Origin of the sequence: Aquabacterium commune (genome assembly GCF_004362855.1) — a bacterium.
Lineage (GTDB): Bacteria > Pseudomonadota > Gammaproteobacteria > Burkholderiales > Burkholderiaceae_C > Aquabacterium > Aquabacterium commune.
Map to the genome: position 1 here is coordinate 225603 of NZ_SNXW01000004.1, position 16879 is coordinate 242481.

General features: G+C 67.8%; 10 protein-coding genes. 3 read left to right on the forward strand and 7 right to left on the reverse strand.

Annotation, left to right across the window (positions count from 1 at the left end; genetic code table 11):
• Positions 1-17: 17 nt before the first annotated feature.
• The 3 genes from EV672_RS09400 to EV672_RS09410 form a co-directional block, all read right to left on the reverse strand.
• Complete coding sequence (locus tag EV672_RS09400; protein ID WP_243738607.1) at positions 18-2483, reverse strand: putative bifunctional diguanylate cyclase/phosphodiesterase; 2466 nt, start codon at positions 2481-2483, stop codon at positions 18-20.
• Complete coding sequence (locus EV672_RS09405; RefSeq protein ID WP_133608578.1) at positions 2480-3085, reverse strand: methylamine utilization protein; 606 nt, start codon at positions 3083-3085, stop codon at positions 2480-2482. The genes EV672_RS09400 and EV672_RS09405 overlap by 4 nt, the downstream gene beginning before the upstream one ends.
• A 94-nt stretch (positions 3086-3179) precedes the next feature.
• Positions 3180-3632: a group I truncated hemoglobin gene (locus tag EV672_RS09410; protein ID WP_208110745.1), complete on the reverse strand. Its 453-nt coding sequence runs from the start codon at positions 3630-3632 to the stop codon at positions 3180-3182.
• Between the two features lie 135 nt (positions 3633-3767).
• Here EV672_RS09410 and EV672_RS09415 point away from each other — a divergent pair, with 135 nt between their 5' ends.
• On the forward strand, positions 3768-4685 hold the full coding sequence (locus tag EV672_RS09415) for a DUF3034 family protein (RefSeq protein ID WP_208110746.1): 918 nt from the start codon (positions 3768-3770) through the stop codon (positions 4683-4685).
• Positions 4686-4802: 117 nt separating this feature from the next.
• The gene (locus EV672_RS09420; RefSeq protein WP_133608580.1) at positions 4803-6368 is read left to right on the forward strand and encodes an NAD(P)H-hydrate dehydratase; all 1566 of its coding nucleotides are present in this window, start codon (positions 4803-4805) and stop codon (positions 6366-6368) included.
• A gap of 20 nt (positions 6369-6388) precedes the next feature.
• On the opposite strand, the gene EV672_RS09425 is transcribed toward EV672_RS09420, so the two are convergent.
• From EV672_RS09425 to EV672_RS09435, 3 genes are read right to left on the reverse strand one after another with little or no spacing between them, the layout of a single operon-like run.
• Complete coding sequence (locus EV672_RS09425) at positions 6389-8092, reverse strand: GGDEF domain-containing protein (protein WP_133608582.1); 1704 nt, start codon at positions 8090-8092, stop codon at positions 6389-6391.
• 3 nt (positions 8093-8095) lie between these two features.
• On the reverse strand, positions 8096-10324 hold the full coding sequence (locus EV672_RS09430; protein WP_133608584.1) for a putative bifunctional diguanylate cyclase/phosphodiesterase: 2229 nt from the start codon (positions 10322-10324) through the stop codon (positions 8096-8098).
• Positions 10321-14892 carry a response regulator gene (locus tag EV672_RS09435; protein ID WP_133608586.1) on the reverse strand — a complete coding sequence of 1524 codons (4572 nt, stop codon included), beginning with the start codon at positions 14890-14892 and terminating at the stop codon, positions 10321-10323. The genes EV672_RS09430 and EV672_RS09435 overlap by 4 nt, the downstream gene beginning before the upstream one ends.
• A 278-nt stretch (positions 14893-15170) precedes the next feature.
• Here EV672_RS09435 and EV672_RS09440 point away from each other — a divergent pair, with 278 nt between their 5' ends.
• Positions 15171-16157, forward strand: a complete 987-nt coding sequence (locus tag EV672_RS09440) for a sensor histidine kinase (RefSeq protein WP_166643517.1) — start codon at positions 15171-15173, stop codon at positions 16155-16157.
• 32 nt (positions 16158-16189) lie between these two features.
• On the opposite strand, the gene EV672_RS09445 is transcribed toward EV672_RS09440, so the two are convergent.
• Positions 16190-16840 (reverse strand): response regulator, encoded by a 651-nt coding sequence (locus tag EV672_RS09445; protein ID WP_133608590.1) that lies wholly within the window; start codon positions 16838-16840, stop codon positions 16190-16192.
• Positions 16841-16879 lie beyond the last annotated feature (39 nt).

Consider the following 16879-nt stretch of genomic DNA (forward strand, 5'->3'; position numbering starts at 1 on the left):
AGGGAGCTGCCCTGGTCTCAGGCGGTGGCATCCTGGGTCTGGCGTGTGGCCACAGCGTCGCCCGCTTCGGGCTGAGCAGGCAGTTGCCAGGTGCTCGCCCAGGCGAGGAACTGGTCTGAGGGCATGGGCTTGGCGATCCAGTAGCCTTGCGCCAGGTCGCAGTCCAGGGCGCTCAGTTGCTCCCAGGCACGGCGGTCTTCCAGGCCTTCGGCCACGACGCGAAGGCCCATGTTGTGGGCCAGGTCGATGACCGAGCGCACGATTTTTTCATCCTGGCTGTCGTGCTGCATGTTCATCACGAAGGACTTGTCGATCTTCAACTCGTCCACCGGCAGGCGCTTGAGGTAGGCCAGCGAGGAGTAACCCGTGCCGAAGTCGTCGATGGCCATCTTCACGCCCATGTAGTGGAACTGCTCCAGCGTCTGCAGCGCGTGGTTCGGGTCGTCCATGATGGCGCTTTCGGTGATCTCCAGGCACAGGTGCTCGGGCGGCACGCCGTGCAGGATGAGCAAGCGGTTGAGGTGGGCGGGCAGGTCGGAGTCGATCAGGTCGCGCGCCGACAGGTTGACCGAGAGGTCCAGCCTCAAGCCGCTGTCGGCCCATTGGCGCCAGATGCGCGCGGACTCTTCCAGCAGCCAGTACGTGATCTGGCGGATGAAGCCGGTTTGCTCTGCAAAGGGGATGAATTTCATGGGCGGCACCATGCCCCGTGTGGGGTGCTGCCAGCGCACGAGGGCCTCGGCGCCTTTGACCTCGCCACTGGCCATGCAGACCTTGGGCTGCAGGAACAGGCGCAGTTCCTGGTGCTCGATGGCGCGGCGCAACTCGCCCAGCAGCGACAGGGCCTCGTCCGAGCGCATGTCCAGCTCGGGCCGGAACACGATGTGGCCGAGATGGGTTTGCTTGGCCTTGTACATGGCCACTTCGGCGCGGCGGATCAACTCGTCGCCGTCATTCGCGTGCTCCGGGTACACCGCGATGCCGATGCCGGCGCCGACGTCCACGGTCTGGCCGTTGAGCATCAGCGGCGCGTCGAGCCGGTCGAGGATGGTGCGCGCCACGGCCTTGGCCTGGGCCACATCGCCTTGGCGCAGCAGCACGGCGAACTCGTCACCGCTGAGCCTGGCCACGGTGTTGCGGGGGTCGAAGATCAGGCGGCGCAAGCGCTGGCCCACGAGCTGCAGCAGCTGGTCGCCGGTGTCGTGGCCGAGCACATCGTTCACGTGCTTGAAGCGGTCGAGGTCCAGCATGAGCACGGCGCAGGCGCTGCCAGGCTGCTGGCGCACGTCGGCCACGGCTTCTTTGACGTCGGCCGAAAAGCGCGCCCAGTTGGGCATCTGGGTCAGGCCATCGGTGAAAGCCACGGCGCGGATTTCATTTTCTCGCTGCTGCATGGCCTGCCGCATGGACTCGAAGGCGATGCTCAGTGCGCCGATCTCGTCGTTTCCTTGCTGCGGCACCGGCACGGCGTAGTCGCCATCCGACAGGCGCTGGGCCAGTTTGGTCAGCGTGTGCACTGGGCCGACGATGCGCCGTGCTGTCAATGCACTGCCGACTGCAAACACAGCCACCCCCAGCACACTGAACAGCAGGATGGTGCCTTCCAGCCGATGGTAGGGGGCGATCGCTTCGTCCACCGAGCGCAGCAAGAGGGCCTCCACCTCCTGCCCCTGGGGCCCTTCGAGCGTGATGCTGCGCCAGACATGCTCACCCTCGGGCAGGGCCAGCATGCTGGGTGCCTGGCCTTGCTCCCGGCCCGCTTCTGCCATGGGTGACCACTGCGTCAACAGCGCTTTCGCAGTGGTCTGCGGCAATTGAGACAAGGTGGTCTCCCAGGGCCGCTTCCCCTGGCGGCTGAGGACAACCACGTCCACGCCCGTGAGGCGTCGCATGTCCAGCAGCAGGGCGTTGTCCAGCTTGAAGCCCATGACCACCCAGCCAATCGTCAAGGGCGCTTTCACGGGCACGGTCACCAGTTGGAAGAGCCGGCCGTCCAGCACCATCACATGGATGCTGCTGCTGTCCTGCGTTTGTTCGTTGCCAGCTTGCCGCATCAGGCTGGACACCAGGCCGTCCGCGGTCTGGCCCAGCTCGGTCGTGCTGGCGCGGATGTGGCCCGCGGTGTCCGTGAGCACGGCAAAGCCAGCTCCGAGGCGTTCGCTGTGGTTGACCAGGGCGGACGCGATGGTGGCCTGGTCGTTGCTGGAAATGGCCGCGCGAAAACCGAAGTCCAGCGCCAGCACGCGCGTCGATTCGATGAAGTGGTCGGCGTTCTGGTGCAGGAGGCGCATGAACACCTGCTCACCGAGGTTGAGTTGTTCGCTCAGGTGCTCGCGGGCATTGTCGTCGATGCCGGTGCGCACCAGCGCGAGCGTCACCACCTGCACCAGCACCAGCAGGCCCAGGAAGACGGCGACGATGCGCAGGCTCAGCCGGGTGTGCCAGCGGATGTTGTCGAGCTGCCGGTGCGGTGCTTCTTTCATTTGCCCGGCGGTGTGCTGGCGCCGTTGGCTGGCAACGTCAGGCTGAGACTCTGAGTGCCCGTGGCCAGCACCTTCAAGGGCTGGCGCAGGGGTTGGCGGGTGTCGGCCAGGCTGGGGTGCCAGATCTGGACGGTGTGCTCGCCAGGAGGGACGTCCAGCTTCGCCACCCCGGATGCGGAGGTCTTGGCAAAGTAGGGCGTGTTGACAACATGGATGAAGCCGGCCATCCGGTCGTGGATGTTGCAGCCCAGCACGGCCGTGCCTGCTTTGTCAAAGGTCACCGGGCTGGCGGGTGTGCCGGCGTAAAGCTTGATTTCGAAGGGGCGTGTGGCCGAAAAAGAGTAAACGTGGTGGCGCACCGTGTCGAGGTTGGGGAACAGCACCGATGTCCCGGTCTGGATCGGCAACACGCTGGGCGCGAAGCTGCGGTTGCGTTGCGCCAGCTCGGCTTGCGTCCCGGCCGCAGCCGTGGGCTTGACGCCCTTGACCTCGATGGACACCACGGCGTCGTTCAAGGGCGCATTCCGTGCGTCCAGCACGGTGATTTCGACGGGCACCGCCGTGGCCAGGCAGGGCAGCATCGCGACGGTGGCGGTACTCAAGGTGCCTAGCGTGCGGAGCGCGGTGGTCGCAAGGGGGGCAAGGTGCGGCATGGTCGGGGTCCTCGGCATCGTCCAGGTGTCGGGGGGGGGGTGTTCAGCGCACCACGATGTCCCGGCGCATGGGCGCCAGACGTCGCAGCAACTCGTTCTTGGCGGCGGTGCTCACGTTCGCGGCGTCCATTTCTTCGCGCAGCATCTGCACCAGCACGTCGAATTCAGCGCCGGTGATGGCCAGGTCACCATGGGCATTGCGCATGGTTTCGCCCTCGTAAATGCAGGGGCCGTCGGCGACTGTGCACAGGTGCGCGGCAATGCTTTGCTGGAGGTGGCTCAGGCGCACGCCCTCGAAAGTGCGGCGCGTGCGCGGATCTTGCGCAGCGCGGGCCACGGCCTTGTGGGTGAAGGTGTCGATGGTGGTCGTGCCGCCCAGCTGCTGGTGAAGCGCAGGCTGGTCATTCGCTCGGTGCGCGCAGGCGGTGAACAGCAGCACCATCAGGATGGGCAGGATCGCGGCGCAGGGATGGGGGCGGGTGCGGGGCAAGACCATGGGCGTCACTCTGGGAAGCATCGACACCGAATGTGCACCATTGCACAGTTTCCGATCGTCCGATGAGCCGGGTTCAGTTGTGCATTTATCGACCGATATCACCCTCAACTGAAGACGATCCGATCTGTTCGCACCATGTTGTTCTCCCACCGCACCATCATCGCCTCCACCGGCCTTTTCCGCCTCCGGGCCATCCCCAAAGCCCCAGCGATGGCGGTGGCATGCGTCGCGCTGAACCTGGCGTCGGTCGCGATGGCCGGCGACCGCATCCTGGCCACGTCGGGCGTCTCTCAGGTCGAGGGTGCGGCCGGCGGCGGCCTGGTGCCTTGGGCGGTGGTGGGCGGTTTGGGCAGCAGCAACCAGATGGGGGCCTCGGCCTACGCCACCCACATCCGCACCCAGGGCGGCTACAACCTCAACATCCAGGGTGTGGCGGTGGGTGTGAATGACACGGTCGAGGTGTCGATGGCGCGCTGGAGCTTCAAGTTCAGTGACACCGTGCCTGGCGAGACGGCGCGGATGAACGTGCTGGGCGCCAAGTGGCGGATCTCGGGCAACGCCCTTTACGATCAGGACACCTGGTGGCCCCAGATCAGCGTGGGCCTGCAGCACAAGGTCAATGAAGATTTCGGTGTGGTGCCGCAATTGCTGGGCGCCCGGCGCAACGCCGACACCGACCTCTACATCAGCGCCACCAAGGTCTGGCTGGGTGCGGTGTGGGGTCACAACCTGCTGCTCAACGCGACCCTGCGCGCCACGCGTGCCAACCAGTTCGGCCTGCTGGGCTTTGGCGGTGACCGCAGCGACAGCCACAGCCTGATGCCCGAGCTCAGCATGGCGGTGCTGCTGCGCGACGACCTGGCCGTGGGCGCCGAGTTCCGCGCCAAGCCCGACAAGCTCAGCGCCTTCCGCGAAGAGAACGCCTATGACGCTTTTGTGGCCTGGTTCCCGACCCGCCATGTCAGCCTGACCGCCGCCTGGCTGGAGCTGGGCAACATCGCCAACAAGCCGAAGCAGCGCAGCCTCTACCTCTCGGCGCAACTGGCTTACTGAGCGCTGGCGTTTTTGCGCACCGGGTGTCGCCGACGGGTGCCAAGGGGCGCAGGTGTGTGCGACAGTGGACGCTCCAGGGTTGGCTTTGCAGCCCAGTGACCGTCCACACCGTTTCCCATGAGCCCAGACATCCTCACCGTGGCGCAGATGGCCCGCACCGACGCCACCACCATCGCCCGGGGCACGCCCGGCTTCACCCTGATGCAAGCGGCTGGCCGCGCGGTGGCCGATGCCATCGTGCAGCGCTGGTCGCCCAGGCCCGTGGCGGTGTTGTGCGGCCCGGGCAATAACGGCGGCGATGGCTGGGTGGTGGCGCAGCGCTTGCGCGCGGCGGGCTGGCCGGTGACGGTGGCCAGCCTGGTGCCTCCTGAGCGTTTGCAGGGCGATGCCGCGCTCGCGGCACAGGCTTGTCTGGCGGCATGGCCTGACGTGGGCGATGGGCCGTCCGGTGATCTGTCCGGTGGTCTGTGCGATGGTCAGCCCGGCTGGCAGACGCTGGCGCCACAGGCCTTGCAGGGCGCGGCGCTGGTCGTCGATGCCTTGTTCGGTGCCGGCCTCAGCCGCGCGCTGGACGGCGTGGCACGCGAGGTGCTGGACCTGGCCCATGTGCGTGGCCTGCCCATCGTCGCGGTGGACGTACCCAGCGGCGTCTGGGGCGATGACGGCCAGGCCGACGGCGCCGTGGCCTGCGCCTTGACCGTCACCTTCTTCCGGCTCAAGCCGGCCCATGCGCTGATGCCGGCGCGTGCCTTGTGCGGCGAGGTGGTGGTGGCCGACATCGGCATCCCCGACAGTGTGCTGCCCGAGTTGGGCGTCCAGACCTGGGACAACCAGCCTGCGCTGTGGCGCAGCCAGTGGCCGCAGGTGGACGCCGCCGGCCACAAGTACCACCGTGGCCATGCCCTGGTGTGGAGCGGCCCTTTGATGACGGGGGCCGCGCGCTTGTCCGCGCTGGCGGCGGCGCGCGCCGGTGCGGGCCTGACCACGGTCTGCGTGCCGCAGCAGGCCTGGGCCATCCACGCTGCCGCCCTGACCTGCGTGATGGTGCACCCGGTGGCAGGCGAGGGCGCCACGCAATGGCAGTCCGGCCTGGAGAGCCTGCTGGAGGACCACCGCCTGAGCGCCGTCCTCATCGGCCCGGGCGCCTTGGGTGGCACGCAGCCCAGCGGCCTCAAGGGGCTCGTGTTGACGGTGCTGGCCAGTGGCCGGCCCGTGGTGCTGGACGCCGATGCCCTGACCGTCTTTGCCGACGACCCGGCCTTGTTGTTCGCGGCCATTGCCGGTCACAGCCGGCCGGTGGTGCTGACGCCGCACGAGGGCGAATTCGCCCGCCTGTTCCGCGATCCGAGCGTCGGCCTGACGCAAGACAAGCTCTCGCGGACGCGGGCAGCCGCGAGGCTGAGTGGCGCCGTGGTGCTGCTCAAAGGCGCCGACACCGTGGTGGCCACGCCCGATGGCCGCGCGGCCATCAACCGCCACGCGCCGCCCTGCCTGGCCACGGCGGGTTCGGGCGATGTGCTGGCGGGCATGATCCTGGGTTTGCTGACGCAAGGCATGCCGGCCTGGCAAGCGGCGTGTGCCGCCGTCTGGTTGCATGGGGAAGCGGCTGCGGCGTTTGGGCCGGGCTTGATCGCCGATGACCTGCCGGGGCTGATCCCGCAGGCTTTGAAGCGCCTGGGCTGATGCGCCTGCGTTGAGGCGCCTCAGTTGATGCAGGTGCGGTTCTTGCCCGTGCGCTTGGCCTCATACAGGCCCACGTCGGCGCGCTCCAGCGCGGCCTCGATGGCCTCGCCCAGGCGGTAGCTCGTCACGCCGGCCGAGAAGGTGATGAAAACCTTCTTGTCCTCGTGCGTGAAGAACTCGGCACTCAGCGTGCGCTGCAGGCGGGTCAGCACCTGCTGGCCTTCCTCGGCCGGGGTGTCGGGCAGCAGCACGACGAACTCTTCGCCGCCGTAGCGCGCGACCACATCGACCGGGCGCAGGCACTCGCCCACGCGCCGCGCGAGGAACTTCAAGGCCTCGTCGCCCGTCTGGTGGCCCATCTGGTCGTTGAGCTTCTTGAAGTTGTCCACGTCCAGCAGGCCGATGGCCAGTGACGCGCCATGGCGGTCCACGCGCGCCTGTTCGGCCTCGAACGCGCGCATCATGCCGCGGCGGTTGGCGATCTGGGTGAGCGGGTCGGTCGAGACCTCGTCGGACAGCTTGCGGATTTCGTCTTCCAGCGTGCGCACGCGCTCGGTCAAGGCGTTGGCCTTGGCGTGTTCGTCGTGCAGGCGCACCTGTGTTTGCGCCACGACCGACTGCACGGCGCGGCTTTCCTCGACCATCTCGCGCACCACACCCGTCAGGCTTTCCAGCGAGTCGGCCTGGCCGATGGTGTCGGCGTAGCGGCCCAGGTTGGACTGGAAGCGGTCGGTCGTGCTGCCCAGTTCGCCGATTTCCTGCAGCATCTGGTGGATGAGGTGCTTGAGCGCATCGCGTGCGGCAGCGCGCTCCACCTTGAGCTGCTTTTGGCGCTCGCGGGCATCGCTGAGCAACTGCTGCACGTGGCGCACGCCGCGGTGGTTCAGGCCGGTCTCCAGCTGGTGGCGCATGGCCTGGGCCTGGCCCTGTGCCCAGCTGTCGTCCTCAGACAGGTCCACCAGGCTGTCGGTCAGCGATTGGCACAGCCCGGTGAGCTGGTCGATGAGGCTGTGGCGGTGCTCGATGACGCGGCGTGCCTGTTCGCAGGCTTGCGCGAGTTCCTGTCGGGCGGCGTCCAGGGCCTCGGGCACGGGGGCTGCCTCGCGGGTGGCGGCCAATGCGTTGCGCAGGGCTTCGCCCGCTTCGGCGCCGGTGGCGGGGGGCAAGGCTGCGTGGACGGTGTCGCTCAGTTGCTCGGCCGCGTGGGCGGCGTTGGCGGGCCACTCGGCGCTGGCGTGGGCCGGCTCGGGCAGCGCTTCAGTCGATGGCAACGCGGGCGGCTCTGGTGATTCTGGCGACGCTGGCGAGTTGGCCACATCGTCCATCAAGGTGTTGTCGAGCGTGTCGCTGTCCCAGCTTTGCACGAGCTGGCTCAGGCGCTGGTGCAGGCGCTGGCCGGAGTTCTTGCTGCCTTCCAGCACGCGCTGCAGGCTGTCCTTCTTGCGGGCGGCGGTCCACTGGCGGCCTCCGCGCTCGGCACCGCGCAGGATGCGGCCGATCAGCTTGGACCAGCGCTCGCCTTCTTCCGCCTGGTTGACTGCTTGGCTGAGCGCAGCGGCCGCTGGGGGCGCACTGTCGGCCTCACTGGTGATGCCCGACTCGGCCTCGTAGGCCTTGCGGAAGTTGTCGGGGGTGGGCTCCAGCCTTTGCTCGGCCAGGCGGCGCAGGGCGGCCTTGGCCAGTTGGGCTGGTGCGGCCGGTGGCGTCGTCGGGGGCGTGCTCATGGGTCAGCGGTGCGCACCCATCATCTTGGGGAGCAGGTCATGCACTGCGGCACCGCCCCCGAGGGGCTGTGCCAGGCCGGACTGGGTGTCGATCAGCCATTGTTCGACTTGAGATGCGGGCATGGGACGAGCGTACAGGAAGCCCTGGCAGATGTGGCAGCCCAGGTTGTAGAGCACTTCCATCTGCGATGCTTTTTCCACGCCTTCGGCGATCACGCGCAGCCCCAGGGCCCGTGCCAGCGCAATGATGGCCGAGACCACCGCCGAGCTTTGCGGCGTGTCGCCCAGGTCGCGCACGAAGGAGCGGTCGATCTTGAGCTCGCTGATCGGCAGCGAGGTCAGGTAGGCCAGAGACGAGTAGCCGGTGCCGAAGTCGTCGATGGAGATCTCGGTGCCCAGCTGGTTGAGGCGGTGCAGCGAGGGCACGACGCCCTGCAGGTCCTTCATCAGCCCGGTTTCGGTGATCTCCAGCTCGATGCAGCGCGGCGACACGCCCCGGGCCGCGAGGATGGCCTCGATCTTCTCTACGAGGTCGCTCTGTTCGAACAGGCGCGAAGGCAGGTTGACAGCGATCGAGGCGTCGAAGCCGAAGGACTTCTGCCACTCGGCAGCCTGGCGCGCGGCCTCGTCGATGGCCCACAAGCTCATCTGGTTGATCAGGCCGGTGGCTTCGGCCAGCGGGATGAAGTCACCCGGGGGCACGAGCTGGCCGTTGCGGTTCCAGCGCATCAGCGCTTCGGCGCCGACCATGCGGTTGGTGCGCACGTCGATCTTGGGCTGGTAGTGCAGCACCAGCTCGTTGCGCTCCAGGGCCTTGTGCAGGGCGGTGTCGAGGTCCAGGCGCACGCGGCCCTTGCTGGCCAGTTGCGGGTCGTGCAGCTGTGCGGTGTTGCGGCCCTGGCTCTTGGCCAGGTCCATGGCCACATCGGCATTGCGCAGCAGGTCGGCCACGTTCAGGCCATGGGCCGGGAACAAGGCCACGCCCACGCTGGCGGTGATGAAGCATTCCTGGCCGGCCACCATCATGGGTTCGCGCAGCGCGTTGAGCAGCACGTGGGCCGTGTCCATGGCTTCGCGCTCGTTGGCCACCTCGGGCAGCAGCACGACGAATTCGTCGGCGCCCAGACGGCCCACGGCTTCCAGGGTGCGGTGCACGCGCTGGCCGTTCATGTCCACACTGCCTTCGAGGATCTGCTCGCAGTGGCGCACGCAGCCGCGCAGCCGGCGAGACACCTCGATGAGCAATTCGTCGCCCGCGTGGTGGCCCAGGTTCTCGTTGATGACCTTGAAGCGGTCCAGGCCGACCTGCAGCAGGGCCACACAATGGTTCAGGCGCTTGGCGTGTTCGATGGCGCGCTCGCTGCGCCAGAAGATCTGGCGGCGGTTGGGCAGGCCGGTGAGCACGTCGAAGTTGGCGAGGTGCTTGATCTTGTCCTCGGCCACGCGGCGGTCGGTGACGTCCTGGACGATGCCGGTGTAGCCGATCAGGTTGGCCAGTTCGTTGAATTCCGGCTCCGCCTCGATGTGCAGGATGCGCAGGCGGTTGTCGGTCAGCTTGACCTGGATGTCGTTGCACAGGATGGTGCCGTGGTCCAGCACCTCGTGCAGGATGCGCAGGAAGCCGCGGCGCTCCTCGGCTGGCATCATGCGCACGAAGTCGCGCATGCCCAGGCGGTCGGTGGCACCCAGGCCGAACACGCGCAGGCCTTCGACCGAGAAGGCGATGTCGCCCAGGCCCTTGCGCCAATCGAAGCTGCCCATGCGCGCGAGGTCTTGCGCGCGCGCCAGTTTGGATTTGCTGCGTTCCAGCTCGTGGCGGGTGCGCGATGCACGCAGCAGGTAGCGCAATCGGCCCGACAGCAGGCTCCACTGCGTGCACTTGACGAAGAAGTCGGTGGCGCCGGCCTCGTAGGCGCGGGTGATGGAGGCGTCGTCGTCCAGGCCGGTCAGCATCAGCACGGGCACCGATTCATAGCCCGGCATCTGGCGCAGCTCCTGGCAGGTGGCAAAGCCATCGAGGCCGGGCATCACGGCGTCGAGCACCACGACATCGGGCAACCAGTCGGCCATCATCTGCAGGGCCTGCTCGCCGGAGCTGGCTTCGGTGATGGCAAAGCCGCGGTCGCGCAGCGCGATCGATGTCAACAGCAGGTTGACCTCGTCGTCATCGACCAGCAGCACGCGGGGTTGCTCTTCGTGGTCGTGCGGCGCGATGGCCGAGCCCAGATTCATCGCTCGGACTCCAGCAGCAGGCGCAGGCCCGCAAGCACCCGCTCTGTTTCAGCGGGGATGTCGCGGATGCGATCGCTCAAGTCTTCACCGGTCTGACGCCTGATCATGGTCTCGATTTCGGCACACAGTTGTGACAACTTGAGTGCGCCGATGCTGGCCGAGGAAGACTTGAGTGTATGCGCGACGTGCACGATCGCGGCGGTGTCATTGACGTTGAAAGCATCCTCCAATTGGGGCAAGAGCCGGCCCACGGAGGTTTCGAAGGCCTTGCCCACGCGCTCGAAGAGGCGGTTGTCGCCACGCGGGTCGAGTTCGCGCAGGCGCCGCAGGGCCTCGGCGTCGAAGATGTCGTCTGGGTGGAGGGCGCTGGCAACGGCCACCTTGGCGTCGAAGGCGAAGTTCGTGGCGGCCGGTGCGGCCGAGGGGCTGGCCATGGGGGGGGCCATGGGGGGGGCAATGGGGGCCGCTGCGTGTGTCGGTGGCGGTGCCGGTGCCGGTGCTTGTGCACTGACAGAGGCGGCGGTTGGCAGCGGCGCGAGGAAGGGCGGTGGCAGGGGCGCGACGGTCAGGCCCGACGCAGGTGCGGAGGTGGCGACGGGCTCGGCCTGAGCCCCCGGAGCGCCCACGGGCGACATCGGCGCTTCGTTCAAAGGGCGGGGCACGTCCAGCAGGCCCATGGGCACGGTGATGGGCTCGTCCGGCTCGCTCACGTCGCTGGACGGGGCGGGGAGGGCGGGCGCGACCGTGGGCACGGGGGGGGCATTCACCGCCACATCGGCCGCGGCCACCTCGGCGGGCGCTCCGGTGTCCACGAAGTCGTCCGGCAGGCCTTCGGCTTGCGTGTGCTCAACGAGCACCTTGAGCAACTGGCTCTGGCGGAAGGGCTTGGAGAGGTAGTCGTCGAAACCCACGCTCAGGAAGCGCTGCTCGTCGCCTTCCAGGGCGTTGGCGGTCACGGCGATCACCGGGGTGTCCGACGGGGTCAGGAAGGTGAAGCGGTTGTTCGAGCCGCGGCGGAACCAGCTCAGGGCCTCGACGCCGTCCATGCCGGGCATCTGGATGTCCATGAGGACCAGGTCGAAGCGTTGCTCGCCCAGGCGGCGCAGGCCTTCGAGGGCCGACGAAGCCACGCGCACTTCGCAACCCAGGCGCTTGAGCATCTGGCTGCAGACCTCCTGGTTGACCGGGTTGTCCTCGACCACCAGCACGGCTTTGTTGATGCGGGGCACTTCCTGGGGGTGGTCGCCGCCCAGCTCGGCCGAGATGCCGAGGATGGCCTGGCGCAACTCGGCCTTGCGCAGCGGCTTGGGCACGAAGCGCTGGAAGCCGACGTCCTGTGCGCGCTTGACGTCGTCCGGCGATGACACCGACGACAGCAGCACCATCTTGAGGTTGCGGTAACGCCCGCTGCTGCGCAGCGCTTCGGCCAGGCCCAGGCCGTCCAGCTCGGGCATGTTCATGTCCACCAGGGCGAGGTCGAAGTCGGCGTCCTGGCTGGGGTGGGCCATCAGGATGGCCAGGGCTTCGCGGCCGTTGGCGGCTTGTGTCACGTTCATGCCCCAAGCATTGAGCATGTTCTCGATGACAGTTCGGTTCGTGTCGTTGTCATCGACCACCAACACGTTGAAGGAAGGCATCTTGGGCTCTTCCAGCATGGCCATGTCGATCTGGGTGTCGCCCACGCGCACGGGCACACGGAACACGAACTCCGAGCCCACGCCGGGAGCGCTGTGTGCTTCGATGCGCCCGCCCATCAGCTCGACCAGCTGCTTGGAAATCGCCAGGCCCAGGCCGGTGCCGCCGTAGCGGCGCGCCATGCCCACATTGGCCTGTACGAAGGCGCTGAACAGGCGCGGGATGACGTCGCTGGGGATGCCGATGCCGGTGTCGCGCACCATGAACTCCAGCTCCACCGGCGCATGCAGGTCGGCCTCGTTGGCGATGACGTTGCCGCCGAGGGCGCGGCGGATGTCCACCACCACCTCGCCATGCTCGGTGAACTTGATGGCGTTGGCCACCAGGTTGGTGAGGATCTGGCGCAGGCGCAGCGGGTCGCCGTGGATGACGCTGGGCAGGCCGGGTTGCTCGCGGAAGCTCAGCTCCAGGCCCTTTTCGTGGGCGCGCGGTGCCATCAGCTCCAGGGTGTCTTCGACCAGGGTGCGCAGCACGAAGTCGCTGTTGGCCAGCTCCAGCTTGCCGGCCTCGATCTTGGCGAAGTCCAGGATGTCGTTGATGATTTCCAGCAGGCTCTCACCCGAGCGGTACACCGCCTGCGCGAAGCGGCGCTGCTTGTCGTTGAGCGGCGTGCCCAGCAGCAGCTCGGTCATGCCCAGGATGCCGTTCATGGGCGTGCGGATTTCATGGCTCATGTTGGCCATGAACTGGCTTTTCGCCTGGCTGGCGGCCTCGGCGAGGTCGCGGGCGCGCTGCAGTTCCAGGGCCTGGCCGTGGTCGTCGGTGACGTCCGACACCAAGCCGTAGATGCGAGCCTGGCCGTCGGGCAGGCGGCGCGTGCGGGTGCGGTGGCGCACCCAGCGCAGGCCCTTGCCCGGCACCTGCATGCGCAGCAGGGTGTCGGTGGGCTGGCCGGCGTGCTCCAGGGCCTCTTGCTGCGCCAGCGCCTCGGCGTCCTCGGGCACGATCAGGGCGCGCACGCTGCCCGGCTTGGCCACGATGTCATCGCCCGTCATGCCCAGCAGGTCGTGGGTGCGCGGGCTCAGGTAGATGAAGTTGGTGCGGTCTGCGGTGGACACATAGACGGCGTCGTCCATGGACTCGACCAACTCGCGGAAGCGGCGCTCGGACTCTTCCAGGTCGGCGCGGGCCTGGCGCGAGGCCGTGATGTCGCGCACCAGCGAAATCAGCAGGCGAGGGCGGCCATTGCTGTGGCGCAGGGCGAAGTGCCGTGCGTTGACAAAGCGCTCGCCTTCGTCGCCCACCCAGGTGAAATCGTGCTCCACGGTTTGCCCGGTCTCGACCGCTTCCTGCATGTGCGGCTGGGCGTGGCTCAGCACCGACTTGCCGAGCGCCTGCTCGATGGAGCGCCCGACCACGCGGTCGCGCTGCAGCTTGAATTCGATCTCGGTGTAGCGGTTGATGGCCACCACGTTGAGGTTGACCGGGTCCAGCACGAACAGGCTGACGGGCAGGTTGCCCAGCAGGGCTTCGAGGAACTCGCGCTCCTGGTCGCGCACATGCTCCTGGCTCTTGCGTTTGGTGATGTCGTTGAACAGGCAGACGTACTGGCTGCGCCCGCCCGATTCGTCGAGCATCTGGATGGCGTCGATCTCGCCCCAGTAGCGGGTGGTGGAGCCAGCGCCCGGGCGGCCAGCCTCGTAGGACAGGCGGAAGGGCACGCCGCGCGCGAGCTGGCTTTCCAGCTCGGTCACGACCTCGCCGTCAGACACTTCCTGTGCGAGCAACTCGGTCAGGCGGCGTCCCACGACGCGGGCCTCGTCCCAGCCGGTCAGGGCCACGAAGGCGGAGTTGATCCACTCGATGGTGCCGTGGCGGTCGGTGATGGCCACGCCCGAACTGATGCGCGAGGCCACCAGGGCCAGACGCCCCAAGTGCTCCGCGTGGCTGGCCATGCGCGCCAGGTTGGCCTCGCGCTGCGCCACGAAACCCAGCTGGATGGCCGCGACGTCGAGCACGGGCGCCAGGTCGGGGTGGGCGTGGCGGGGGTCGTCGAACTCCAGCAAGGCCAGCGGCCAGCCGTCGATGGCGATCGGCAGGGCCAGCACGCGCCGTGTGGCGGCGTCGCGCCAGGGCGTGGGCGCCGCAGTGCTGGGCGCGTCTGTCGGGCCGTGTGGTGCCAGGGCTGTCGTCAGGTCAGAGAGCACGGCGCGCAGGCTCACGAGGCACTGGCCCAAGGGGCGGTCGTCGCGGTGGGTGGTGGCGATGCTGCTGACGTCGATGATGTCGCCGCTGTCCGGGCCGCCGTCTGTCCAGGGGCGCAGGAGCGCCGACTCGCCGTTCCAGCCTTCCACGCGCAGGGCGATCCAGGAGCGGGAGCCCAGTTGCGCATGCAGGGCTTCACCCACCAGGTGCATGGCTTGCGCCAGCGTGGTGGCGCCGCGTGCGTCTTCGGCGACCTGGCGCACCAGCGCCAGCAGGCTGGCCTGACGCTCGGCGCGTTGAAGCGCTTCGATGTTGTCCGATGCGTCCAGCTGCGGCACGGTGGTGGGTGCGCGGTCGTGGTCAGCGCGCATCTCGTGCGTGTCTTGGGCCACGGGCGTGGTGGCGTGCGCATGGGTTGGCGCGCGGCGTGCAGCTGCCGCCTGGGCGGCGCCGGTCGGTGCTTGCGGCACGGTCGTGGGCAGGGACGATGGCGCAGACGAGGGTGAGGATGACGGCGGGAACGGCGGGAATTGCGATGCCGGTGCGGGCGCCGTGCGCATGGGCACGCCGTCGCGTGGTCCGCGGCGCCGGCTGGCCAGGTAGCCAATGCCCGAAGATGCCAGCACCGCCAATGCCAGGCCGGCGCCAGCGGGGCCCCAGACAAAGCCTGCGGCCGACAAGGCGACCAGGGCCAGCATCAGGGTCAGGGCTTTCCAGGGTGTGCGCATGGATGCGTTGGTATGACAAAGGCCGGAAAAATGCACCGGCGGCTGCAGGCAAATCAATGCTTCCCGACGGAAAATGGTGCGGGAATAAGGTGACAATCGTCAGAAATCTCACGAACTTTAACGTGATCGTGAAAAGCGGAGCCAGCAGAAGAAACCCCGTTTCATCCCTCCTTACAATCTTTTGAATGCACAGCCCTCACGATTTGCCATCCGGTTTGGATGCCGCCAAGCGGCAGATTCACGCCGGAACCGGATTCTGGTGGGCAGCGGGTATCTTGGTGCTGCTCGGGCTGGTCCTGACCGAGGCGCCCACATGGGCCCATGTGCTGGCCGCGGGTGTGTGGGTGCAGGGCGTGTGGCTGGCGCGCATCTGGCAGCAGCAGGTGCAGCGAGCGTCAGAGAAGGCGCAGGCATCGGTGGGCGACCCGGTGGCTGGCGCCGTGATGGCATCGGTGGTGAGCCCTGACCCTGAAACCGCGGTGAATCTCCCCGAATCACCTGTGGCGCAAGGCACACACATGGCCCTGGACGCACCTGCCGAGCCTGGACCTGAAGCGGCACGCGATGTCGAGCAAGACATGTTGCGGTATGCCCTGTCGCACGACCTGCGCGCGCCGCTGCGTGTCATCGATGGTTTCACCCGCATCGTCAAAGAAGATTACGGCCGGCACCTGGACCGGCTGGGCCAGGATCACCTGGAGCGCGTCCTGGCGGCGTCGGCCCGCATGAACGGCATGATCGACGCCGTCCTGGCCCAGGCGCAATTGGCTGGTGTCTGCCTGGCCCGCGAAGACGTTGACCTCAGTGCCCTGGCCCGCGAGGTGGGGGCGGAGTTGCTGGCCTTGCAGGCCGACGCACCCAGCGTGCAGCTGCAGATCGCCGACGGGCTGCGCGCGCAAGCCGACGCCCAATTGGTGCGCCGCGTGTTGGAAAACCTCTTGGGCAACGCTTTGAAATACAGCGCCAAGGTGGACGAGCCCCGCGTGGAGCTTGGCTGCATGCCCGCCACGAACCCGCCCGTGTATTTCGTGCGTGACAACGGGGCAGGGTTTGACATGCAGCACGCCGACAAGCTGTTCGGCATGTTCCAGCGCCTGCACAGTGCCAAGGATTTCCCAGGCACGGGCGTTGGCTTGGCGGGGGTGCGCAACATCGTCCGCCGCCATGGCGGCCGGGTGTGGGCCGAGGCCCAGCCAGGTCAGGGCGCGTGTTTTTACTTCACCCTGATCGGCACGGTCGAGGCGCAGCGTCCCCTGACCGCCTGAGTCGGCCTTGCGTCAGGCTGGCGCGGGCAGGTTCAGAGTGAGCCGAGGCCGGCCAGCACTTCCTGGGCGTTGATGAGGCGTTCGCACACCGCAGCCACGCTGAGGTTTTCCTGGCGAGCTTGCAGGGAGAGCTTGTCCAGGGCCTGGCGGCGGGTGAGCGAGTGCCGGTGCATCACCAGGCCGATGGCGATGGCCACGGTGGCGGTGAGGGGGTCTGCGCTGGTGGCTGGTGCGACGGCCTCGGTGGAGGGGTGGGCAGCAGGTGTGCCAACAGATGCTTTGGCGGCTTCGGCGGCTTTCGCTGCCTGGGCCTTGGGCCGGTTGGCAAAAGCGGCTTCCACGGCCGGCACGATTTGCTGGATGTCCAGGGGCTTGACCAGGTAGGTCAGGGCACCGAGCTCTTTGACCTGCTTGATGGTGCCCTCGTCGGCGAAGGCCGACAGGAACATGAAGGGCGTCTGGAGGTATTCGCGCAGGTAAGCGGCCACGTCGAAGCCGGATTTGCCTTCCATGCGGATGTCGAGCAAGGCCAGTTCAGGCCGGTGCTCGCGCGCCAGCAGGATGGCGTCGTCGCCATTGTCGGCATCGATGACCTCGAAGCCGGCCTGCGACAGCCCGTGCGTCAACGTCGCCAGCACCAGCCGGTCGTCGTCCACCACCAGGATTTTGCCTTTTTGATTCACGCGGGGCCTGTGTTGCTGCGGCGAACGTTCAAATGTGCC